Here is a 22,027-nt window from a genome sequence, read left to right as displayed (position 1 = left end):
CCGACCGTCCAGAGAGGACACCCATGCGACCGTACACAATCGACATCCCGCAGGCGGACCTCGACGACCTCGCGCGCCGGCTGGCGAACACGCGGTGGCCGGAACCGCTCGGCGACGACACCTGGGACCGCGGGGTGCCGGTGGCCTACCTGCGCGAGCTGGCCGAGTACTGGCGCACCCGGTACGACTGGCGGGCCGCCGAGGCGGAGCTGAACCGGTACCCCCAGTTCGTCACCGAGATCGACGGCGCGACCGTGCACTTCCTGCACGTGCGCTCGCCCGAACCGGACGCCCGACCCATGATCATCACCCATGGCTGGCCGGGCTCGGTCGCCGAGTTCCTCGACGTGATCGGGCCGTTGACCGACCCGGCCGCGCACGGCGGCGACCCGGCCGACGCGTTCCATCTGGTCATCGCCAGCCCGCCCGGCTTCGGCTTCTCCGGGCCCGCGGCGCCGGGCTGGCACGCCGGGCGCATCGCGCCCGCCTGGGCGGAGCTGATGCGGCGGCTGGGCTACGACCGCTACATCGCCCAGGGCGGCGACGCCGGCGCGGTCATCTCGCAGGAACTGGCCCGGATCGCCCCGGACCACGTCGCGGGTCTGCACGTCAACATGCTCATGACGTTTCCCTCCGGTGACCCGACCGAGCTGGCCTACCTCTCCGAGTCGGATCAGGAGCGGCTGGCCCGCATGGGGCGGTTCGACGCGGAACTGTCCGGCTACATGAAGCTGCAAGCCACCCGGCCGCAGACGCTGGCGTACGCGCTGACCGACTCGCCGGTGGGCCAGCTGGCCTGGATCGTGGAGCGGTTCAAGGAGTGGACCGACGCCAAGGAGGTGCCGGAGGACGCGGTCGACCGGGACCGCCTGCTGACCACGGTGGCGATCTACTGGTTCACCGCGACGGCCGGCAGCTCCGCGGCGCTCTACTACGAGGGCGCCGCCGGCATGCGCGCGGCCGCCGCCGGCCAGCGGCCGGAGCCGGTGCGGGTGCCGGCCGGCGTGGCCGTGTTCCCGCACGACCCGTTCCAGCCGCTGCGCCGCCTGGCCGAGCACTACCTGGCCACCATCGTGCGGTGGAGCGAGTTCAGCCGGGGCGGGCACTTCGCCGCGCTGGAGGAGCCGGACCTGTACATCGCCGACGTGCGCGCCTTCGCCCGCATGCTCGGCTCGTCATCCCAGCTTTGACCGGTACGCCGCGCCCGGAGCTTCTACCGCCCCGGGCCGCGGCGAGCGGGCCGGTCCGCGTAACGCAGGCGCGGACCGGCCCGCATCTCTCTTTCCGCCACAGAGAACCGCCGCGGAGCCGATCGGCTCCGCGGCGGCATTGTCGCTGTGTCAGGAGAACGGGACCCAGACGCTCTCCGGGGTGAAGCTGCCGAAGTTGGGCAGGCTGGATTTGCCGGGCACCTGGTACGGGCCGCCGATGCAGTCGTCGTTCATGAACATGGCGGCGCTGTTGTTGTGCGTGTTGACCGCGGAGTGGGCGCGGTCGCCCCACCCGTGGTCGACCAGGCTGACGCAGGTCCCGCTCGGGTTGAGCGAGGTCACCGGAAACATGTCACCGGTGAAGTTGGTGCCCTCGTACAGGCACAGGGAGCGCGATGGGCAGGCGGCCGCGCTGGCGGCGGGCGCGACCCCGGCCGCGCCGATCAGCAGCGCCGTGGCGGCACCGGCGACCACGAGGGCCGAACGCAGGCGGTTGACGGACACGTTTCCTCCTAATGTCGGACGTGAATCGATGACCGGATGTGCATCGATGACCGTGTGTCAGAATCAGCCAACAGGCTGTCCGGCCAGGTACACCGGCAGCGACCGGAGCCCGTTCATGATGAAGGTGCCGGGCGGCTCCAGCTGGTCCGGCGGGACCGCGAGGGTCAGCTCCGGAAAGCGGTCGAAGAGTGCGGGCAGCGCCACCGACGCCTCCAGCCGGGCCAGCGCGGCGCCGATGCAGAAGTGGGCGCCGTACCCGAACGACAGGTGCTCCTTGTCGGCCCTCGTCAGGTCGAACTCGTCCGCGCCGGCGCCGTACCGGTGCGGATCGCGGCCGGCGCCGGCCAGGCACATCAGGATCGGCGTTCCCTTGTGGATGGTGATGCCGTCGAGCTCGATGTCGTCGGCGGCGAAGCGTAGCGGGAGCTGGGCGATCGGCGCCTCCACCCGCAGCGTCTCCTCGATGACGTCGGACCAGGACGCCTTGCCGGTCGCCAGCAGCTCCCGCTGCTCCGGCAGGGTCAGCAGCGCGACGACGGCCTTGGTCAGCAGGTTCATCACCGTCTCCGAACCCGCGCCGAGGACGTTGAACATCGTGCCGACCAGTTCCGAGTCGTTGAGCTGGGCCCGTTCGTCGCGGGCCTGCACGAGGCGGCTGGTCATGTCGTCGGCCGGGGCCGCGCGCTTGGCGGCGGCCAGCTGCTGCAGCGCCAGGTGCCAGTTGCGGACGTTGGCCGCCGCCTGCTCGGGCGGCAGCGTGGTGTCGACGGCGAGTTCCAGGCCGCGCAGCACCTCGGGCCGGGCCTCCTCGGGCACGCCGAAGATCTCGCAGATCATCCGCGCCGGCAGCTGCGCGGCGAAGTTCGCCCGCAGGTCGACCGGATGGCCGGCGGGGTGTTCGGCGAGCCGGTCGAGCAGGTCGGCGACGATGCGCTCGACCAGCGGGCGCTGCGCCTCGATGCGGCGCGGGCCGAAGTCCGGCGCCACCAACCCCCGCAGGCGGCGGTGATCCTCACCGTCCACAAGGGTCATGCTGTCCATCTTCACCCAGCTGATCAGGGGCCAGTCGTCGCCGATCTCGCCGTCGATGAACGCCGGCCAGTGCCGGCGCGGGTCCTTGGCCACCCGCGGGTCGGCGAAGAGTTGTTTGGCCAGCGCGTAGCTGGTGACCGACCAGGCCAGCACCCCACCGGGCAGCTCGACCTGGACCGCCGGGCCGAGCTCGCGCAGCCGCGCCGCCTCGGCTTGGACATCGCTCCCGGTACGGTCGATGACGTACGGGCAGCCGTTGCTCTCCATGGCTCACCTTTCGCGAGTGTCACGAGTGGATGGCGGCGGGGGTAGGGCGCGGTCCCGGGCGGCGGCTGCGGCGCAGCACCCGCGCCACCATGCGCGGTCCCAGCAGGGCCTGCGGTCCGTCGATCAGGCCGGCCACCCGCAGGAACGACTCCGCCACCGCCGGGTCGTGCACGGCCGCGCGGTGCACATGAGACAGGTACGCGGAGGCCAGCCGGGTCTTCGGGGTACGGCGGCCGGGGATCCCGGGGTACGCCAGGTCGCCGAAGACGTTGACGTCCCAGGCGGCCCGGACGATCGGGGCGGCCTCGGCGAAGAACTCGACCGGCCGGGGCTCGCCGCCGCGGCGCAACTGGCCGCGCAGCACGAGCGCCTCCACGGCGGTGATCGTGTTGCCCTGTGCGTACACCGGGTTGGGGCTGGCCAGCGCGTCGCCCATGACGAGCAGGCCGTCCGGAAACCGGGTCAGCCGCTCGTAGTGCCGCCACAGGCTGCTCGGGAAGCGGTAGGAGCGGATCTCGTCGAGCGGTTCCGCCCCGCGTACCGCCTCGTAGATCTCCGGCACCGGCACCGTCCGGGCGTACGCCAGGAAGCCGTCCGGGTCGGTCGGCGGATGGTCGCCGAGGTGGGCGTTGAGCGAGAGCACGTACCGCTCGCCGCCGTCCGGCAGGGCCCGCTCCCGGGCGAGCACCGCGCCGCGCGGATGGCTCGGCGTCTGCGCCACGATGTACGCCAGATCCGTGCCGAGCAGGCCCAGCGGCAGCCGGTAGTGGCGGGTCGCGTACCCGAGCCCGATCTTGATCCGTTCTTCCGCCGGCGGCCGGTAGCCCAGCCCCGCCAGCCACAGCGGCAGCCGCGAGCCCCGGCCGGTGGCCTCGACGACGAGGTCGGCGGGGAGCACCCGCGACTCCCCGCCGACCAAGTCGAACAGCCGTGCCCCGGTCACCCGGCGGCCGTCCGGGGTGGTGACCAGTTCCTGCACCTCGTGGCCCTCGCGCAGGGTGACGTTGGGCAGGGCCAGCACCCGGGCCCGGACGTGCTGCTCCAGCACGGTCCGCGGGGTGGCCAGGCAGACCAACCCGGTACGCATCGGCGGGAGCCGCCGGCCGTTGATCACCCAGCGCAGATCGGCCCCCACGTCGCCGGTCGGCACCCCGGCCGCCTGGCACTCCTGCGTGATGCCGGGGAACAGGTCCTCGATGGCGCGCTGCCCGCGGGCGAGCAGCGCGTGCGCGTGAAACGCCTGCGGGGTCGCGCGCCGCGTCCCGGTCGCGGCCGTCGGCCGGTCCCGGTCGACGACGACAACCTCCCGGTACGCCTCGGCGAGCGCCTGGCCGGCGAACAGCCCGGCGATGCTGCCGCCCAGGACCAGGGCCCGCTCACCCACGTGGACACTGCCCACCGGCTGGCTCACTTGTGCCCGTCCGGCAGCGGGATCGCGGCGCGTACCGGCGTGTTCCCGTAGCCCGTGATGATCCACTCACCGTCCTGCTTGACGAACACCCAGATGCCGCGGATCGCGTGCTCGACCGGGACCTCGGTGGCGCCCGGCGGGTACGCGCCGCCCTGTGAGATGAGCAGCATGACGTCGTCCCGGATGTACCGCAGCTCCAGCGGGGAGCCGAGCACGCGGGTGCCCTTCCACTTGCCGTCGAACGCCTCGGCCATCCAGTCGCGGATGTTCGAGCGGCCCTTCAGATGGGCGCCGGGTAACACGATGGAGGCGTCCTCGGTGTAGACGGTGGACAGCCGGTCGGCGTCGTTCTCGTTCCACGACAGGGTGATGCGTTGGACGATTTCGCGTACTGCCTTCTCATCTTCCGGGCGGATGGCGGAGACGGCGTTGGTCATGGTGCTTTCCCTTCGGATGGCGGTTTCGGAGGGTGCGCACCCTGAATCTTGCTGTTCCGGCGCGCCGCCGTGCATCTCCGAGCGTGCGTGGCCGCGCATGCACGAAGACGTGGCGCCTGGGGCGCGCGAGGCGACAATCGATCGACGGAAGGGAGTACCCACGTGTTCAATTTGGACGGCAAGACCGCGATCGTCACCGGCGCGTCCCGGGGCATCGGCCGGGCCATCGCGCTGGGGCTGGCCGAGGCGGGCGCCGACGTCGCCGTGCTGGCCCGCGGCACCGACGCGCTGACCGAGGTGGCGAAGGAGATTCAGGCGCTGGGCCGGCGGGCCGCGGTGCTCACCTGCGACATCGACCGCCCCGAGGAGATCGAGCAGGCCGTCACCGCGGCGCGGGACGAACTCGGCGACATCGCCATCGTGGTCAACAACGCCGGCGGCTTCGCGCACGTCGGACCGTTCCTGGACATGACGCCGGAGGACTGGACGCAGATCCTGCGCACCAACCTGGACTCGGTGGCGCACATGTGCCGGGCGGTCGGCGGGCACCTGACCGGCCGCGGCGGCGGTTCGGTGATCAACGTGGCGTCGGTGGGTGGCTACAACGGTGTCCCGATGCTCTCGCCGTACGCGGTGGCCAAGGCCGGGGTCATCTCGCTGACCCGCACGCTCGCGGTGGAGTGGGCGGCCCACGGCGTACGGGTGAACGTGATCGCACCGGGCTGGACCCGGACGCAGCTGACCCGCAGCTTCGCCGGCAACCCCGGCCTGGCCGACGAGCTGATCCGCAGCGTGCCCGCGGGCCGCTGGGGCGAGCCGGCCGACCTCGCGGGCGCCGCCGTCTACCTGGCCAGCGACGCCGCCCGGATGGTCACCGGCGCCTGCCTGACCGTGGACGGCGGCGTCACCGCGTACGACACCGGTCCCGCGATGATCGACATGCTGAACGTCGGCCGGATCCCGGTGTAGCTAGATCCCCGTTCAACCGGGCAACGTCAGAGATGCCGGTGACCGGGTCCAGATGGGACGGTCTGACCAGTCGAAGTTCGCAAGTCTCTTATCCGGGAGGCAAGTTGTGTTGACCGCGGACGTACCCGCCCGCCAGGACCTCGTCCGGCGGATATCCGAGCTGGTGCCGGTGCTCGGCAAGCACGCCGCTTGGACGGAGGAGCATCGCCGGCTGCATGACGAGCAGGTCGAGGCGCTGGCCGAGGCCGGACTGTTCAAGATGAGGGTGCCGGCCAGGCACGGCGGGTACGAGTCGGACACCGCCACCCTGGTCGACGTGGCCGTCGAGCTGGGCCGGGCGGACGGATCGCTGGCCTGGACGGCCGCGGTGTACTGGATCCCCACCTGGATGGTGTGTCTGTTCCCGGAGCCGGTGCAGAAGGAGGTCTTCGGCACCGCGGACGTGCGGGTGTGCGGGACGCTGAGCCCCGGCGGCATGGCGATCCCGGTCGACGGCGGCTTCCGGGTCAACGGCAAGTGGGGATTCATCACCGGCGCGCTGCACAGCCACTGGCAGGAGATCATCGCCGTCGTCCCGGGTCCGGAGGGGAGCCGCGGCCGGTCATGGCGTTGGTGCCGATGTCGGATCTGCGCATCGTCGACGACTGGCACACCTCGGGCATGCGCGGCACCGGCAGCGTCACCACGGTGGCCGAGGACGTGTTCGTCCCCGCCGAGCGGGTGCTCCCGCTGCCCACCGTCCTTTCTGGACATCTGGCCAGCGATATCGCGATGCTCCGGGCACCCTTACTGCCGGTGGCCGCGGCCTCGTCGGTCGGCACCGTGCTCGGCCTGGCCCGCGCCGCCCGCGAGGCGTTCTTCGAGCGGCTGCCCGACCGCAAAATCACCTACACCGCGTACGAGAGCCAGCGCGAGGCGCCGGTGACCCACCTGCACGTGGCCGAGGCCGCGCACCGCGTCGACGAGGCGGACTTCCACGCGCACCGGCTGGCGGATCTGGTGGACAGCAAGTGCGCCGCGTCGGCGCCGTGGACGCTGCTGGAGCGGGCCCAGGCGCGAGCCGACCTCGGCGCGGTGTGCCGGCTGGCCCGCGACGCCGTGGACCTCTACGCGCGGGCCAGCGGCGGCTCGTCCATCTACGCGGACGTGCCGATCCAGCGCATCGCCCGGGACGTCCAGGCGGTGAACACGCACGCGCTGCTGAATCCCGACACCAACGACGAGCTGTACGGCCGGGTCCTGTGCGGCCTCGAACCCAACACGTTCTATCTCTGACCACCTTCCCCCGGGTCCCCCGCCACGCCGCGGTGGCGGGGGACCCACCAATACCGGTGCCGGCACGACACCACTCGACAACTAAGGAGCAGTGGGATGAGGGCCCAATTCACGTTCGATGACAAGGTTGCCCTGGTGACCGGAGCGACGTCGGGTATCGGCTGGGAGACGGCGCTGTTGCTGGCGCGTTCCGGTGCCTCGATCGTGGCGTGCGGCCGGCGCGAGGACCGCGGCGCCGAGCTGGTGCGGCAGGTGGAGGAGGAGACCGGAAAGCCGGGGCGGGCGGTGTTCGTGGTCGCGGACGCCACCGACGGGGACGCGGTCCGCGCCGTGGTGGACACCGCCGTGGACACGTTCGGCCACCTGGACCTGGCGTTCAACAACGCCGGCACGATGGCCAGCGGCGCGGTCCCGCTGGCGGCCACCGACGAGGCCGAGTGGAGCGCGATGGTCGACACGAACCTGAAGAGCTGCTGGCACAGCCTGCGGTACGAGCTGCCCGCGATGGCCCGGTCCGGCGGCGGCGCGATCGTCAACTGCGCGTCGGTGATGAGCCTGATCGCGGTGCCCGGGATGTCGCTGTACACCGCGACCAAGCACGCCATCGTCGGGCTGACCAAGGCCGCGGCGCTGGAGCACGCGCGGGACAACATCCGGGTCAACGCGGTCTGCCCGAGCATGGTGCGCACGGCACTGCTCGACCCGCTGCCCGAGGAGTTGCTCAACGGCGCGGTGCAGGGCCACCCGATCCCGCGGATGTGCACCCTCGCCGAGGTCGCCGATCTGGTGGCTTTCCTGCTGTCCGACTCGGCCGGATACATCACCGGGCAGGCGTACGCGCTGGACGGTGGGTTCACCGCGCAGTGAGGTTCCGCGGTCCGCGATTAATTCCGGGCCCGGCCCTGGTCTGTCCTTATGGAGCCGATTCACGAGTCCTTGAGGAGCAGACATGCTGACCACTTCGTTCGTCCCCGGCAGCCCGAACTGGCTGGACGTCAGCTCGCCCGACACGGCGGCCACCACGCGCTTCTACACCGGCCTTTTCGGCTGGCGGGAGGTGCCGGGCGGGCCGGACGCGCCCGAGTACGTCTTCTACCACCTCGACGGCCGTACGGTCGCCGCCGGCGGCCCGGTCGCCGAGGGCGGCACCCCGTCCTGGACGATGTATTTCACGACCAGCGACGTGGACGCCAGCGCGAAGGCCGTGACACAGGCCGGCGGCGCGATCCTCACCGAGCCGTACGACGTGCTGACCGCGGGCCGCATGGGCCTGTTCGCCGACCCGGGCGGGGCCCCCTTCGCGCTGTGGCAGCCGGGCGATGTCCCCGGCGTGGGCGTGGTGAACGAGGCCGGCACGCTGCGCTGGGTCGAGCTGCACACCGCCGACACCGGCGGGGCGCGGTCCTTCTACCAGAGCGTGCTCGGCTGGACCTACCAGGACATGCCCATCGGTGACGTCATCTACGCCGTCGCGAGCACCGGCGGCGAGGACGACATGTTCGGCGGCATCACCCCGGTGGAGGGCGGCGAGGCGGTCGGCTGGCGGCCGTACTTCGAGTCACCGGACACGGACGCGACCGTCGCCAAGGCGGTCGAGCTGGGCGGCACCGTGGTCAGCCCGGCGCAGAGCATGCCGGGCATCGGCCGCCTCGCCACCCTGACCGACCCGCACGGCGCGCTGTTCTCCATCATGACGAGCGAGTGAGAACCAGCGCGTACGGGTAGCCCGGGACCGTTAGGTCCCGGGCCGCCCGCCGGTCCACCGTCACTTGTGGACGAAGTCGACGGTGTGCACGGTGCGGCCGATGCGGCGAGCCTCGGCGAGCACCAACTCACCCCACTTGTCCCACAGCCCGGCCATCCGGGAGGTGATGATGACCGTGTCGGCGCTCTGGTCCGCCAGCGGTACGTGCAGCCCCATCGTGTGGTACCGGGAGTGCGGGGTGCCGCTGGCCGCCTGGTCCGCCAGCTGCTTGTCGAAGTCCAGCAGTATCGAGCCCGCCGGCAGCGCATCGGGCACCCGGCCGCCCGAGCCCAGCACGGCCACCCGGCCGACCGGCTGGATCTGCCGCAACGCCTGCTCGATCTCGTCGTGGACGTCCAGGTCCTGGACCTTCCGGCGCCAGACCGTCAGCGCGTGGTACTCCTCTTCCCAGGGGAAGAGCACACCCGCGGTCTGAGTGCTGGTGATGCCCCAGCCGACCTCCATGACCGGATCGGCGTACCTGCGCATCATCCGTTGCAGGTTGACCATGGCCTCCTGGTAGTTGCGCGGCCAGTCCCGCTCGTGCGGCGCGGCGACCACCCATGCGTCGCGCGACAGCACCAGCTCCACACCGCTTCGGTACAGCCGGTAGCCGAGCTCGAAATCCTCCGGTCCCCAGCCCCGCAGTTCCTCGTCGAACCCGCCCACGGCCCAGAAGTCGTCGCGCCGCGCCGAGCAGTTCAGCGACCAGTAGTACAGCCACGGCATCGGTCGGCCGCCCAGCTCGAAGCCGGTCTTCGCCCACTCCTCGTGCCGCACGTCGAGGAAGGTGGGGTCGTCCTTGAAGTGGGCGATCACCTCCTCGGGGGACATCCGGTCGAGTATCTCGCGAACGGTCGACAGCGACTCCACGTACTGGTAGCCGTACCCGTACCCGACCACCGCCCGGCGTCCCCCGTCGGCGTACACCGCGAGGTGGTGTTTCAGGTAGTCCGGGCCGGCCATCTCCCCGGTGTCCAGGAAAACCAGCACCGGTGCGTCGGCCAGCCGTGCCCCGGCGTTGCGCGCCGTGCCGGCCCGGAACCCCTGATCCTCCTGGAAGGTGTATTTCATGTTCAGCCGGTCCGCGAACGAATCCACCACGGCCTTCGTGTCGTCGGTCGACCCGTCGTCCGCCACGATGACCTCGAACTCGTCGGCGGGAATGCTCTGCCGCGTGAAGTGTCCCAGGGTCTCGATGAGCAGATCACGACGGTTGTACGTGGGAATGACGACCGAGACCCTCGGCCGGCCCGTACCTGCCATTGCGCTCCACCTTTCTGCTTACGTCGTCTGTTTTGCCTGCGGCGACACCGCCTCCTTTCGCACCGGCTCCGCCTGCGGCGTCACCGCCTGCGCCGCGACTTGAGCGGGCCGCGGGGCGAACAACGCCACGAGCAGCCCGAGGGCCGGCACCAGCGCGGCCACCCACATGGCCTTGGTGAATCCGTCGATGAAGCTCTGCGCCGACCCGTAGCCACCTGCCGAGGCGAAGACCGCCGAGACGATCGCCACGCCGAAGAGGCCACCGGCCTGGGCCAGCGCCCGCTGGGTGCCCGAGGCGATGCCTTGCCCCTCCGGTGGCACGGAACCGGTCACCATGGCCGCGATGGACGGGAAGCCCATGGACAGCCCGACCCCGGCCACGATGAACGGCGGCACCAGGTACACGTAGTCGACTCCGGCCTGCACGACGATCGCCAGCCAGACCAGGCCGATCGTGTGCAGCGCCATGCTGAGGATGAGGAACGGTCGATCGCCCAATCGCCCGGCCAGCATCCCGGCGATGGGCGAGACCACCAGGGGCGTGAGGCTCAACGGCAGCATGCGTGCCCCGGCCGACAGCGGGTCGTGGCCGAGCCCGATCTGGATCAGTTGCGTGATCATGAATACCGCACCGATGAGCGACACGTTCTGCAGGAAGCTCACCGTGTTGGCTACGACGAAGCCGCGGATCTTGAAATAGGCGACCGGGAGCATCGCATGGTCCGAGCGCCGCTCCCAGAGGACGAACAGCACCATCAGCACGGCGCCGCCGGCGAGGCTGCCGATGACCTCGAGGCTGCCCCAGCCGGCGTCGGGCGCCCGCACCGGTGCCCAGGCCAGCCCGAGCAGGCCGAGACCGGCCAGTACCACGCCGACGATGTCCAGCCTCTGGGCGCCGCCGTGGCTCTCGGTCAGGAACATCATGCACAGCACGGCGACCACGGCGCCGATGGGCACGTTCAGCCAGAAGATCGCCTCCCAGGCGAAGCCCTGGACGACCGCGCCGCCGACTACCGGGCCGATCGCCACGCCCAGCCCCATGATGCCGGCCCAGATCCCGATCGCGCCGCTCAGCTTCGCCGGCGGGAACGCGACGACGATGAGGGTCAGCGAGAGCGGCGCGAGCACCGCGGCCCCGACGCCCTGCACCAGGCGGGCGGTGATCAACATGCCGGCGTTCGTCGACAGCGCGGCCAGCACCGAGGCGAGGGTGAAGATCACGATGCCGACCACGTACATGCGGCGGCGTCCGAAGCGGTCGCCCAGCGCCGCGCCGATGAGCAGCAGGGCCGCGAAGGACAGCGCGTACGCGTTGACGATCCAGTCGAGCTCGGCCAGGCTGGCGTCGAACTGGGTCTGGATCGTTGGCAGTGCCATGGTCACCACGACGACGTCCAGCGCGGTCAGGAACGCGCCGAACGCCGCGAGTACGAGCGTCCAGGTGGCGCGATGGTTCTGCATAGCTGTCCTTCCGTATTCGGCCGGTTGACCGGTTCTGTTGGTGGGGACAGCTGGCAACGGGACGTCGCCACCTGGCCCACCAATACAGACCGGATCCGACGCCGAAACGCATCGCCACGAGGCGGCCGGAATTATTGGAACGCGCGAGGTTGACGCCAGCGTGCCGCACGCGGCGCCGCCCGCTCGACTTTCAAGGTGCGCATTTCCCCAGGCACGCCGGGCGTGCGGGCCGGCCGGTCGTCAGGCCGCCGGCGGCACCGGCGGGAACCCGAGACGGGTCACCAATTGTGGATCGCCGAACACCACGATGCCGGCGATGCCGGTGGGGGTGATGTCCAGCACCGCGACGCCGAACGCGCGGAGTGCGCCGTCCGCACCGCGGAGGTACGCGGCGACGCCGGGCTGTCCGTTGAGCGTGGTCCGCAGCATCCGCCAGTCGCCGGCGGACCCGAGGACCCGCGAGACGAACCGCAGGCACGTGTCGTTGCCGCTGAACCAGGTGGTGGACCCGACCATTTCAAGGGTGGCGTCTTTGCGCAGCGCCTTTTCCAGGGCCGGCAGGTCGGAGTTCTCGAACGCGGCGACGTACTGGTCGAGCAGCGCGCGCAGTTGGGGCTCCTCGGGCGGGGTGACCTCCTCGGCGACCGGCGCGACGTCGTCGATCCGGGCCCGGGCCCGTTGCAGCGCGCTCTGGACGGCTGCGGTCGTGGTGTCGAGCATCGCGGCGACCTCGGCCGCCGGAAACGCGAGCACGTCCCGCAAAATGAGGACCGCTCGCTGCTGCGGTGGCAGCAGTTGCAGGCATGCGATGAGCGCGAGCCGCAGCTGGTCGCGCGACGCGACGATCGCGGCGGGATCCCCCGAGTCGGTGCTCACCATCGCGTCCGGCAGCGGCTGTAGCCACCGGATCTCCGACCCGGCCTCGGCGGCCGGGGCGTCGGGGTCGTCGCAAGGGTCGCCGATGCCGGACGGCAGCACCCGCCGGCTGCGACTTTGCAGCGCCGTCAGGCAGGCGTTGGTCGCGATCCGATAGAGCCAGGTGCGCAGCGACGACCGGCCCTCGAACCCACCGTACGAGCGCCAGGCGCGCAGGTAGGTCTCCTGTACCAGATCTTCGGCGTCGTCCACCGAGCCCAGTAGGCGGTAGCAATGGGCCAGCAGCTCACGCCGGAACGGATCGGTGAGGCGGATGAACTCGTCGTTGTCCAAATGCGGCGCCTTCCTGGTGCTGCATTACAACTTCCTGCGCTCCTCCTGCGCGAGTCTACGTCATCATTCTTGGTCATCATTCTTGCCAATCCTGAAGATGCCGTAGGCCCGCCGTACCCGGGATGCTAAGGCCGTCGAACCACACTTTCGAGCGACAGGAGACTTCCATGACGATCGCGGTCGAGCGCGCCGGTGTGGTGACCTTCCGGGGGCGGCCGGTCACGCTGATCGGCACCGAAGTCAGCGTGGGTGACCGGGCGCCCGACTTCGTCGTGGTGGGAAACGACTTCGCCCCGGTGACGCTGGCCGCGTCCGCCGGCACCGTGCGCATCCTTTCGGTGGTGCCTTCCCTGGACACCGAGGTGTGCGACCGGCAGACCCGCCGGTTCAACGAAGAGGCCGCCGGCATGGCCGGTGTGCCGGTGCTGACCATCTCGGTCGACCTGCCCTTCGCGCAGCGCCGCTGGTGCGGTGCTGCCGACCTGGACAATGTGGTCACCCTCTCCGATCACCGCGAGCTGTCCTTCGGGCTGGCCTATGGCGTGGTGATTTCGGAGTTCCGGTTGCTGGCCCGCGCCGTCTTCGTGGTCGACGCGAATGACCGGATCGCGTACGCCCAGTACGTGCCCGAGGTGGGCGAGCATCCGGACTACCCGGCCGCGCTGTCCGCGGCCGGCCTGGCCGCGGCCGCGCAGAACGCGACCCGATAGCGGATCCGAAAAGGAGGAGGACTCGTGATCCTGGTGACCGGAGCGACCGGAACGGTCGGTCGAGAGGTAGTCAAGCAACTCGTCGAGGCGGGCCAGGACGTCCGGGCGCTGACCCGTGACCCCGGCCGCGACGCCGGGTTGGGCGCCGAGGTCAAGGTGGTGGGCGGCGACCTGGGACGGCCGGAGACGCTGCCCGCGGCAGTGGCCGGAGTGGACAAGGTGTTCCTGCTCTCCGGTGGCGGACCGGAGACACCACTGCACGACGCCAACCTCGCGCTGGCCGCGAACGAGGCGAACGTCTCGCACATCGTCAAGCTGTCCATCATCGGCGCCGAGTACGGGTTCGACGATCTGGTCAGCACTTGGCACCTGGCCGGCGAGCGGACGCTGCGGCAGCTCGCCGCCCGGCCCGACGGTCCAGCGTGGACGTTCATCCGGCCGGGCGAGTTCATGTCGAACGCCCGCCTCTGGGCGGCGCCGATCAAGAGCCGCGGGATGGTCTTCTGGTCCCAAGTGGAGCCGAAAGTGGCGGTCATCGACCCGCGCGACGTCGCCGCGGTGGCGGTCACCGCGTTGACCTCACCCGGGCACGAGTCCCAGACCTACCGGATCAGCGGGCCCGAGGCGCTCAGCGTGCCGGAGCGGGTGGAGAAGCTCGGCAAGGCCCTCGGCAAGCCGCTGCAGCTCGTCGAGGTGCCCATCGCGGACGCCCGGGACGCCGCGGCGCGCGCCGGCCGGCAGCCGCTGGTGGTCGAGACGACGCTGGGCAACCTGGGCCGGGAGGAGTTCCGCCGGCACGCGGCCAACCCGCTGCCCACGTTCGAGCAATTGGTCGGCCGCCGCCCGGGGACGTTCGACGAATGGGTGAACGACCATCTCGACATCTTCCGCTGACCCCCGACAAACGAGGCGGCCGCCGTACGAAACGGCAGCCGCCTTGTGCGTACCCGCGAAGTAGGTCAGGCGGTGGCGCCGCCGTCGATGACGATATCGGCGCCGACGACGAACCCGGAGTCGGGCGACGCGAGCCACAGCACGGTGCCGGTCACCTCGGCCAGGCTGGCCACCCGCCCGATCGGCAGCGTCGTTTTCATCCGTTGCGCCTGCTGGTCCGGTGTCTCGCCGCGGATCAGCGAGAACGGGCCGGCCACCGGCCCGGGGCTGAGCGCGTTGATCCGGATACCCCGGCCGATGTTCTCCACCGCGGCGGTCCGGGTCAGCGCGCTGATCGCAGCCTTGGCCGCGCCGTACGCGCCGGTCCCGGGGATGGCCCGGTGGGGGCCGATGAGCGAGGACATGTTGACGATGACGCCGCCACCGTGCTCGCGCATGTGGGCGATCTCGTGCTTCATCGACAGCCACGTGCCGGTCGCCACCGACAGCGCGGTCGACCACTGCTCCAGGTTCAGGTCGGCGACCTGACCGCCGACCATGAGCCCGGCGTTGTTGAACGCGATGTCCAGCCCGCCGTGCCGGTCCACAGTGGTGGCCACCAGGCTCCGCGCCTCGGCCTCCTGACGGACGTCCGCGACCATCCAGCTGGCCCCGCCGCCGTTTGCTTCGATCTCCTTGACCGTCTCCCGCAACGGTTCCTCGTCGAACCCGGTGACGAGGACGGTGGCGCCCTCATCCGCGAAGGCGAGCGCGGCCGCCTTGCCGATGCCGGTGCCGCCGCCGGTGACCAGGGCCACCTTGTCGGTAAAGCGCATCCGCCACCCCACTCAGTCAGCAGTCATCTCGTGCACCCGAGGCACGACGCCGTCGGCGATCGTGTGCACCTGTGTCTCGTAGTCGACGAACGAGCCGATCCGCAGCACGAAGTGGCGTGCGCCGGCGGCGGCGTACTCGCCCAGCCAGGCGGCGAAGTCCTCGGCGGAGCCGCCGTAGTAGAGCTGGTACGGGGTCATCGCGGACAGCGGCAGCTCGTTGTAGCGGTGGGTGTAGTCGTTGAGTCCCGCCTCGGCCCGCTCCGCGTCCTGGTTCATGTTCACCGTCACGTACAGCGCCGTGCTGATGGCGGCCGGGTCGCGCCCGGCGGCCCGGGTGGCGTCCCGGATCGCCTGTAGCGACTGCCGGTACTCGTCCGGCGTGATCTTGATGGGCATCCAGCCGTCGTACAGCGTGGCGGTCCGGGCCACAGCGCCCGGCTTGCCGTTGCTGGCCAACCACAGGTCGGGCCCGCCGACCTGGGTCGGCGGCGACTGCAGGCGCAGCCCGGACAGGTCGTAGTACTCCCCGGCCAGGTCGCCTTCCTCCTGGCGCCAGACCCGCTTGAATGCCTTGACCGCTTCGTCGACCCGGCCGGCCCGTTCCCGGTACGGCATGGTCACCGCGTCGTACTCGGCCTGCACCGGCAGCGGGGCGCCGGTGCCGAAGGCCAGGGTCAGCCGGCCACCGGCCAACTGGTCGAGCGTGACGATGGTGTGGGCGAGGGTCAGCGGCTCGCGGAGCGCGACGGTCAGCGCCGCCGTGCCGATGGTCACCCGGTCGGTCACCATGGCCATGGCGGCCAGCAGGGTCAACGGCTCCAGCCGGTGCCGTGCGACGAACGAGTCACCCACCCACACCGAGTCGAAACCGAGCTCCTCGACCTGTTGGCTCATCTTCATGAGCGGGGCGGCGTCGTTGTTCCCCAGGATCGCCAGCTCCCGCACCGGCAGCGCGATGCCAATTCGCACAGGCATAGCTAGGCGCCCGGTAGTTGGGTGTCCGCGTTGCGGGTGTTCTGGTAGGCGGCGATGTACCACTTCTGGTCCGGCTTCTTGGCCAGCACCCACGTGGCCCGGATGGCCCGGTCCGGAGCCGGCTCGGTCTCGCCGGGGGCGAGCACGCCACCCTCGGTGATGATGACCGCCGTGTCCGTCCCGACGAACCGCAGGTCGACGACGTTCTGCAGGAGGGTGGTGCCCTTGTGGGCGGAGCTGAACTGTTGCTGCGCCACCTTCCGGATGACCTCGCGGCCCCGGAAGAACCGGTCGCCAGACAGGATCATGGTGGCGTCCTCGGTGTACGCGTCGGCGAACCCGTCCGGGTTGTTGTCTCCCCAAGCCTTTCCGACCGCCTTCACGACGCCCCGCGCCGCCTCTTCCGCGGTGCGTAGATCGGTGATGCTGGTTGTCATCTGGTCCTCACAATCCTCGCGTCCCACTGGCGTGAAACGGGCTGTTGGTCCGATCGTGCGACGCACGAAGTACCGGGGCAACTTTGAGGTTGCCGACACATCGGGAATGTGGCTGGCGCGGCGTCTTCCATCGTGCTCAACCCGCCTCGACCCCCTATCGGAGCAAGGTGTCGCACAGTCATGCTGGTGGATATGCACGTCGCGCCCGGGAAATGGGTCGAGGCACGGGTCGCGCTCCGCCACGCGGCCAACCGGTTCGCCGAGCTACTTTCGGCAGTGCCGGATCCCGAGGTGCCGGCGACCAGATCGTGGTCGGTGGCGCAGACCGCGGCGCACATGGCCTCGCTCGCCTGGGCCTGTACGACGATCGCGGGTACCGGCCCGGACGCCACCCGCGACGACGTCCTGGACAAGCAGTTCGGGGCGACCAATGTGGACAACGTGCGGGACTTCAACGACCTGCTGCTGCGGCAGTACGTCGAGGAGCGCGACCTGGCGGCGCTGACCGACCAGCTGCTTCGGGACGTCACCACGGTGCTCGAAACGACCGACGGACGCGACCCGACCGAGGCGGTGGACTGGCTGGGCGGCTCCCGGCTGCCGCTCGCCGGGCTGCTCGCCCACCTGACCAACGAGCTGCACATCCACGGGTGGGACATCGCCCGCGGCATCCGTGCACCGTGGACGATCCCGCCGGCGGACGCCGGAATGTTCTTCGAGCTGTTCCTGCTCGGCGTCATACACTTCGGCTACGGCGGGCTGCTGGACAGCACACCGCGGGCGAGCCGGCGGCGCATCACGGTGCAGTTCCGCTCGCGGTACACCACACCGGCGACGATCGTCCTGGACGGGTCGCTGGACGGCCCGGGAAATCGCGACCGGGTGACCGTCGAGGCGCCGCGGCCCGACAACGATGTGCGGCTCTCGTTCCACCCGCCGTCGCTGAACCTGATGCTCTTCGGCCGGCTCAGCGCCGCGCGGGTGGCCTTGACCGGCAAGGTCGTCGTCTGGGGTCCGCGCCCGTGGCTGCTTCCCGCGTTCCTGCGCACCCTGCACATGCCCAACAACTGACACATCAGCTCGGCGGCACGTACAGCAGCCGGTTCGGTGACGTGGGGTCGTCCAGCGACGTGACCACGCCGGTGGTGGCGTTGGCGACGATCGCGCTGTGCACCTGCGCCGGAGTCCACGACGGGTTCGCGGCCAGCAGCAGCGCGGCGGCGCCGGCCACGTGCGGAGCCGCCATCGAGGTGCCGCTGCGGATCCCGGTCGCGGTGTCCGACGCCGACTCGATGGACGTGATGTTCTGCCCTGGTGCGAACAGGTCCACACACGAGCCTTCGTTGCTGCGGTACGCGACCACGTCGTCGTACCAGGTGTAGCCGACGGTCAGCGCCGCCGGCACGTACGCCGGCGTCTTGTCGCAGGCGATCGAGGCGTCGTTTCCGGCGGACACCACGGTGGCGACGCCGGTCGCGATCAGTCCCCGGGTGGCCGTGCCCACCGCGTCGGCGGTGTCCGTGGTGCGGTAGAAGCCGAGGCTCATGTTGGCCACCGCCGGCTTGACCGCGTTGGCCGCCACCCAGTCGATCCCGGCGACCACTGTGGACACGCTGCCGCTGCCGATGCAGTCCAGCACCCGCACCGCGACCAGCGTGACGCTCTTGGCCACGCCGTACGCGGTGCCGCCGAGCGAGCCGGCGACGTGGGTGCCGTGCCCGTAACAGTCGTCGGCGGAGCCGCCGTCGATGACGTCGGTGCCGGTGACCGCCCGGCCCACCACGTCCTGGTGGGTCATCCGGATGCCGGTGTCGATGACGTATGCCCGTACGCCCGCGCCGCCCGAGGAGGGGTAGGTGTACGAGGCGTCCAGCGGTTGGTTGCGCTGGTCGATCCGGTCCAGGCCCCACGATGGTGGGTTGGCCTGCGTGCTGTCCGCCTGGACGGTGTGGTCCTGCTCGACATACGCCACCGCTGGGTCGGCCGCGAGCCGCCGCGCGGTCGCCTCGTTGGCGCGTACCGAGAAGCCACGCAGCGCCGCGCTGTAGCGGTGGCCCACCGCGCCGCCGTACCGCGCGGTCAGGGTCGCCGCTGCCAGGCTCACCCGGGCCTTGGCGGCCGTGCCGTCCTTGAGGACGACCAGGTAGCTGCCCGGGATCGCGGTGGGCCCGCCCGCGTTGCGGATCGCGGCCGGCGTGGCGGTGTTGGGTGCCGCTGCCGCCGGTGTGACCACGCCGACGACGACGGCCGCCCCTACGGCGGCCGTTGCGGTGATGGCGCGAGATACGCGCATGATGACACGCGAAACTGTCATTTCCCCCGTCCCTCCAGATCGGTCCGTGTCCATGCCGAACATCGATCACGATCAGGCTAACCGATCGAGGGCTAGAGTCCAATCATGGCGGTGGATGTCGTATTTCGCCGGCGGCGGGCCACCCGCACGCTGCTGCCGCTCGGCGTGGCCGCGCTGGCCGTCGGTGTCTCCGCCGCCGTGTCCCTCCCGTTCCTGGCGCTGTTTCTGAGTGCGGCGGTGCGCGCCAGCCCGTTCCAGGTCACGCTTTTCCTGGTCGTCTCGCCGGTAGCCGGGCTGGTCGTCACCACGCTGGTCGGGTGGCTGTCCGACCGGCGGCCGGTGCGGCGGGCCCTGCTGGTCACCACGGCGGTGGCAGGCGTGGCCGGGGCGGCGGCGACGGCGGTCGTCCGCGAGTACTGGATCCTGCTCGCGCTCGCGATGACCGCGATGGCGCTGGCGGGGGCGGTGTTCCCGCAGATGTTCGCGTACGCCCGCGAGGCTCTGACCCGCGACGACCCGGGCCGGGCCGCGCTGGGCATCAGCGCGCTGCGGACCGTCTACTCGCTGGCCTGGGTCGCCGGCCCGCCGCTGGGCGCGTTCCTGCTGGACGCCGGCGGCTTCCGGTACGTCTACGGCGCCGCCGCCGCGATGTTCGCCGTCACCGCGGCGGTGGCGATCCTCGCGCTCGACGAGATCCGCCCGACCGGCGTGCCGGACCGCGATCGGGCCGGGCCGGGCGGGCCCGAACCGGTCGCGGTGTCGCGGCCGACCCTGCTGCTGACCGCGGCCGCGTTCACGCTGCTGCAGTGCCCGCTCACGCTGGGGCTGCAGGCGCTGCCGCTGTTCCTGAGCACCGATCTCGGCGGCGACGCCAGCGACGCAGGCTTACTGCTCGGCCTGTGCGCCGCGCTGGAGATCCCGGTGATGCTCGGCCTGGGCGTCCTGACCACCCGTCTGCCGCTGCGCACGCTCGTGCTCGCCGGCGCCGGCTGCGGTGTCGGGTACTACGCGGTGGCCACCGCGGCGTCGGGCGTCTGGGTGCTGGCCGCCGCGCAGCTCGTCAACGCGGCCTTCATCGCCGCGGTGTCCAGCGTGGGCATCTCGTACATGCAGGACCTGCGGCCACGGCAGCCGGGCCAGGCCACGACCATGTTGATGAACTCCTACACGGTCGGCGCGATCCTCGCCGGCCCGCTGCTCGGCCTCTCCCAGCGGTACGGCTACCGGCTCGCGTACGCCCTGTGCACCGGCCTGTGCCTGCTCGGCCTCATCGGCCTGCTGCTCACGGGGTCACGGCTCGCCGGGTACCGGCGCCCCCGCCACCGGGAGGCCGGGCTTCGGAAGGAACGCGGCGGCGGCGAGGCCGAGCAGCGCGACGACCGCCAGGACGACCATCGCCAGCCCGTACGCGCGCTCGGGCGTCTTGGTGATTCCCGCGACGATCACGGTGCCCGCGATGGCGGTGCCGAGCGAGGAGCCGAGGTTCGACACGCTGCGCGACAGGCCGGAGATCTCGCCTTGCAGGTCGTCGCCGAAACTGGACTGCACGACGTTGACCGACGGGGTCAGCATCAGGCCGATCCCGAGCCCGATCAGGAGCAGTCCGGGGGCGAAGGCCCAGACCTTGGGCGTGCCGATCACCATGGCGAGGAGCGTGCCGATGCCGGCGGCCGTGACGACGAAGCCCGCCATGATCAAGTTCCGCTGTGGGCGCCGCCGCGCCAGGCGCCCGGCGGCCAGCGAGGACGTCAGGAGTCCGGCGGTCGCCGCGGTGAAGATGAGGCCGGTCTCGATGGCGTTGTAGCCGCGGACGACCTGTAGGTACGCCGCGACCACGAACGACGAACCCATCAGCACCAGCCACTGGGCGTTCTGCGTGACCAGGCCGAGGTTGGACGTGCGGTTCTGGAACAGCGCCGTGGACAGCAGCGGCTCCCCACCGGCGCGCTCCTGCTCGCGTACCCAACGGAAGAACAGCAGCAGGACGAGCGCCCCGGCGGCCATCAGGCCGATCATCAGCCAGCCGCTGTTGTCGGCCGCCAGGATGCCGGTGACCACCAGGACGAGGCCGGCGGCCGAGAGGACGGCGCCACGCGTGTCGAAGTGCCTGGTGGGATCCGGCGGCAACGGGTCGGGCACCCGCCGGCTGAGCCAGACGATCGCCGCGACGATGAGCGCCTGGAAGACGAAGGCCCACCGCCAGCCGAGCGCCGAGGTGATCAGCCCGCCGATCAGGGGGCCCGCCGCGGCGCCGACGCCGCCCATCGCGCTGATCGCACCGAACGCGCGCGCCCGCCCGGCGACCCCGCTGAACAGCAGCGTCGTCAGGATGTAGACGGGCGGGATCAGCAGCGCCGTGCCCACCCCTTCGAGGATCGAGTAGCCCAGCATGAGTACGCCGAGCCCCGGCGCGACGGCGCAGAGCAGGGCACCGGCCCCAAAGAGGACGAGACCCGCCGTAAAGCACCGCTTGCGGCCGTAGCGGTCGGTGAGCTTGCCGCCCGGGATCATGAGCGCGGCCATCACCAGGAGAAAACTGGTGATGGCGATCTGTACGCCCTGCACCGTGGTATCCAGGTCCTGGCTGATGTCGTTGATCATCACGTTCATGTTGGAGCCGGCGAAGCTACAGATGAACTGGGCGAGGGCGAGCGGAAGAAGCACGCGGCGCAGTGCTCCCGAGCGCTGGCCGTCAGGGCCGCTCTCAACCGGGGGATGCACGGTAGCTCAGCCGCCGGTAGCGTGCCATGCCCCGACCGTAAACGACGCCCACGCCGTCCACTCCCGCTTTCCCCGCATCCCACAACCCCGCCCGCGCCCGTCCCACCGACGCCCGATCCCGCCCGCGCCCTGCCGCCCCCGCCGATCAAGGTCCTCGCGCCGATCAAGGACCTCCGCGCCGATCAAGGACATCCCCGTCGATCAAGGGCGAACGGCCGTGCTTTGATCTCCGATCCACGACCGTTCGTCCTTGATCGACGCACATTTCCTTGATCGACGAGCGTGCGCCCGGACCGGCGCGGCGCGCGAGGGCCCTGCACGCTTCGCGGAGCGCGTCGCGGATTGTGACGACCTCTGCTGGCACGCCTCGACGTCGAGCGGCGGTGCGTACTCCCG

General features: G+C 71.0%; 19 protein-coding genes and 2 pseudogenes. 9 read left to right on the top strand and 12 right to left on the bottom strand.

The window, feature by feature from the left end:
- Positions 1 to 23: 23 nt before the first annotated feature.
- Positions 24 to 1,190, top strand: a complete 1,167-nt coding sequence (locus Prum_RS47895; RefSeq protein WP_173086268.1) for an epoxide hydrolase family protein — start codon at positions 24 to 26, stop codon at positions 1,188 to 1,190.
- A 150-nt stretch (positions 1,191 to 1,340) separates the two neighbouring features.
- Here the strand turns inward: Prum_RS47895 and Prum_RS47890 are convergent, their stop codons facing one another.
- From Prum_RS47890 to Prum_RS47875, 4 genes are all read right to left on the bottom strand, one after another.
- Positions 1,341 to 1,715 carry a peptidase inhibitor family I36 protein gene (locus Prum_RS47890; protein ID WP_173086266.1) on the bottom strand — a complete coding sequence of 125 codons (375 nt, stop codon included), beginning with the start codon at positions 1,713 to 1,715 and terminating at the stop codon, positions 1,341 to 1,343.
- A gap of 63 nt (positions 1,716 to 1,778) precedes the next feature.
- Positions 1,779 to 3,014 carry a cytochrome P450 family protein gene (locus Prum_RS47885; protein ID WP_173086264.1) on the bottom strand — a complete coding sequence of 412 codons (1,236 nt, stop codon included), beginning with the start codon at positions 3,012 to 3,014 and terminating at the stop codon, positions 1,779 to 1,781.
- Positions 3,015 to 3,033: 19 nt separating this feature from the next.
- Entirely contained in the window at positions 3,034 to 4,413 is a 1,380-nt protein-coding gene (locus Prum_RS47880; protein ID WP_246278822.1) for an FAD-dependent monooxygenase family protein, read from the bottom strand.
- Between the two features lie 8 nt (positions 4,414 to 4,421).
- On the bottom strand, positions 4,422 to 4,862 hold the full coding sequence (locus Prum_RS47875) for an SgcJ/EcaC family oxidoreductase (protein WP_173086262.1): 441 nt from the start codon (positions 4,860 to 4,862) through the stop codon (positions 4,422 to 4,424).
- A 162-nt stretch (positions 4,863 to 5,024) separates the two neighbouring features.
- On the opposite strand from Prum_RS47875, the gene Prum_RS47870 reads away from it, so the two are divergent.
- The 4 genes and pseudogenes from Prum_RS47870 to Prum_RS47855 all read left to right on the top strand — a co-directional run bounded on the left by Prum_RS47870 (position 5,025) and on the right by Prum_RS47855 (position 8,811).
- Positions 5,025 to 5,831: an SDR family NAD(P)-dependent oxidoreductase gene (locus Prum_RS47870; protein ID WP_173086252.1), complete on the top strand. Its 807-nt coding sequence runs from the start codon at positions 5,025 to 5,027 to the stop codon at positions 5,829 to 5,831.
- 109 nt (positions 5,832 to 5,940) lie between these two features.
- A pseudogene (locus Prum_RS47865) lies at positions 5,941 to 7,106 on the top strand (acyl-CoA dehydrogenase family protein).
- Positions 7,107 to 7,202: 96 nt separating this feature from the next.
- Positions 7,203 to 7,973, top strand: a complete 771-nt coding sequence (locus Prum_RS47860; RefSeq protein WP_173086250.1) for an SDR family NAD(P)-dependent oxidoreductase — start codon at positions 7,203 to 7,205, stop codon at positions 7,971 to 7,973.
- A gap of 82 nt (positions 7,974 to 8,055) precedes the next feature.
- A complete protein-coding gene (locus tag Prum_RS47855) occupies positions 8,056 to 8,811 on the top strand; it encodes a VOC family protein (protein WP_173086248.1) in 756 nt (251 codons plus the stop codon).
- A gap of 60 nt (positions 8,812 to 8,871) precedes the next feature.
- Here the strand turns inward: Prum_RS47855 and Prum_RS47850 are convergent, their stop codons facing one another.
- The 3 genes from Prum_RS47850 to Prum_RS47840 form a co-directional block, all read right to left on the bottom strand.
- Positions 8,872 to 10,116 (bottom strand): glycosyltransferase, encoded by a 1,245-nt coding sequence (locus tag Prum_RS47850; protein ID WP_173086246.1) that lies wholly within the window; start codon positions 10,114 to 10,116, stop codon positions 8,872 to 8,874.
- A gap of 18 nt (positions 10,117 to 10,134) precedes the next feature.
- Complete coding sequence (locus Prum_RS47845; protein WP_173086244.1) at positions 10,135 to 11,577, bottom strand: MFS transporter; 1,443 nt, start codon at positions 11,575 to 11,577, stop codon at positions 10,135 to 10,137.
- A gap of 240 nt (positions 11,578 to 11,817) precedes the next feature.
- Positions 11,818 to 12,786, bottom strand: a complete 969-nt coding sequence (locus tag Prum_RS47840; RefSeq protein ID WP_173086242.1) for a sigma-70 family RNA polymerase sigma factor — start codon at positions 12,784 to 12,786, stop codon at positions 11,818 to 11,820.
- Between the two features lie 167 nt (positions 12,787 to 12,953).
- On the opposite strand from Prum_RS47840, the gene tpx reads away from it, so the two are divergent.
- A complete protein-coding gene (tpx, locus tag Prum_RS47835; RefSeq protein WP_173086240.1) occupies positions 12,954 to 13,496 on the top strand; it encodes a thiol peroxidase in 543 nt (180 codons plus the stop codon).
- Positions 13,497 to 13,520: 24 nt separating this feature from the next.
- The gene (locus tag Prum_RS47830; RefSeq protein ID WP_173086238.1) at positions 13,521 to 14,390 is read left to right on the top strand and encodes an NAD(P)H-binding protein; all 870 of its coding nucleotides are present in this window, start codon (positions 13,521 to 13,523) and stop codon (positions 14,388 to 14,390) included.
- Positions 14,391 to 14,455: 65 nt separating this feature from the next.
- On the opposite strand, the gene Prum_RS47825 is transcribed toward Prum_RS47830, so the two are convergent.
- Genes Prum_RS47825 through Prum_RS47815 form a run of 3 tightly spaced genes read right to left on the bottom strand, consistent with a single transcriptional unit; the run spans position 14,456 to position 16,617 of the window.
- The gene (locus tag Prum_RS47825; protein WP_173086236.1) at positions 14,456 to 15,205 is read right to left on the bottom strand and encodes an SDR family NAD(P)-dependent oxidoreductase; all 750 of its coding nucleotides are present in this window, start codon (positions 15,203 to 15,205) and stop codon (positions 14,456 to 14,458) included.
- 12 nt (positions 15,206 to 15,217) lie between these two features.
- On the bottom strand, positions 15,218 to 16,180 hold the full coding sequence (locus Prum_RS47820) for an LLM class flavin-dependent oxidoreductase (protein WP_173086234.1): 963 nt from the start codon (positions 16,178 to 16,180) through the stop codon (positions 15,218 to 15,220).
- A gap of 2 nt (positions 16,181 to 16,182) precedes the next feature.
- Entirely contained in the window at positions 16,183 to 16,617 is a 435-nt protein-coding gene (locus Prum_RS47815; RefSeq protein ID WP_173086232.1) for an SgcJ/EcaC family oxidoreductase, read from the bottom strand.
- 192 nt (positions 16,618 to 16,809) lie between these two features.
- Here Prum_RS47815 and Prum_RS47810 point away from each other — a divergent pair, with 192 nt between their 5' ends.
- On the top strand, positions 16,810 to 17,688 hold the full coding sequence (locus Prum_RS47810) for a maleylpyruvate isomerase N-terminal domain-containing protein (RefSeq protein WP_173086589.1): 879 nt from the start codon (positions 16,810 to 16,812) through the stop codon (positions 17,686 to 17,688).
- Between the two features lie 4 nt (positions 17,689 to 17,692).
- Here Prum_RS47810 and Prum_RS47805 read toward each other — a convergent pair whose 3' ends face one another.
- Entirely contained in the window at positions 17,693 to 18,910 is a 1,218-nt protein-coding gene (locus Prum_RS47805) for a S8 family peptidase (RefSeq protein ID WP_173086222.1), read from the bottom strand.
- Positions 18,911 to 19,015: 105 nt separating this feature from the next.
- On the opposite strand from Prum_RS47805, the pseudogene Prum_RS47800 reads away from it, so the two are divergent.
- Positions 19,016 to 20,173, top strand: a pseudogene (locus Prum_RS47800) (MFS transporter); the annotation flags it as partial.
- Between the two features lie 27 nt (positions 20,174 to 20,200).
- Here the strand turns inward: Prum_RS47800 and Prum_RS53400 are convergent.
- Positions 20,201 to 21,574: an MFS transporter gene (locus Prum_RS53400; RefSeq protein WP_173086220.1), complete on the bottom strand. Its 1,374-nt coding sequence runs from the start codon at positions 21,572 to 21,574 to the stop codon at positions 20,201 to 20,203.
- Positions 21,575 to 22,027: the final 453 nt, after the last annotated feature.

The sequence above is a fragment of the Phytohabitans rumicis genome, from assembly GCF_011764445.1.
Taxonomy (GTDB): domain Bacteria; phylum Actinomycetota; class Actinomycetes; order Mycobacteriales; family Micromonosporaceae; genus Phytohabitans; species Phytohabitans rumicis.
Note: the sequence above shows the minus strand (reverse complement) of the source record. Positions and strands in the feature narration are given on the sequence as shown.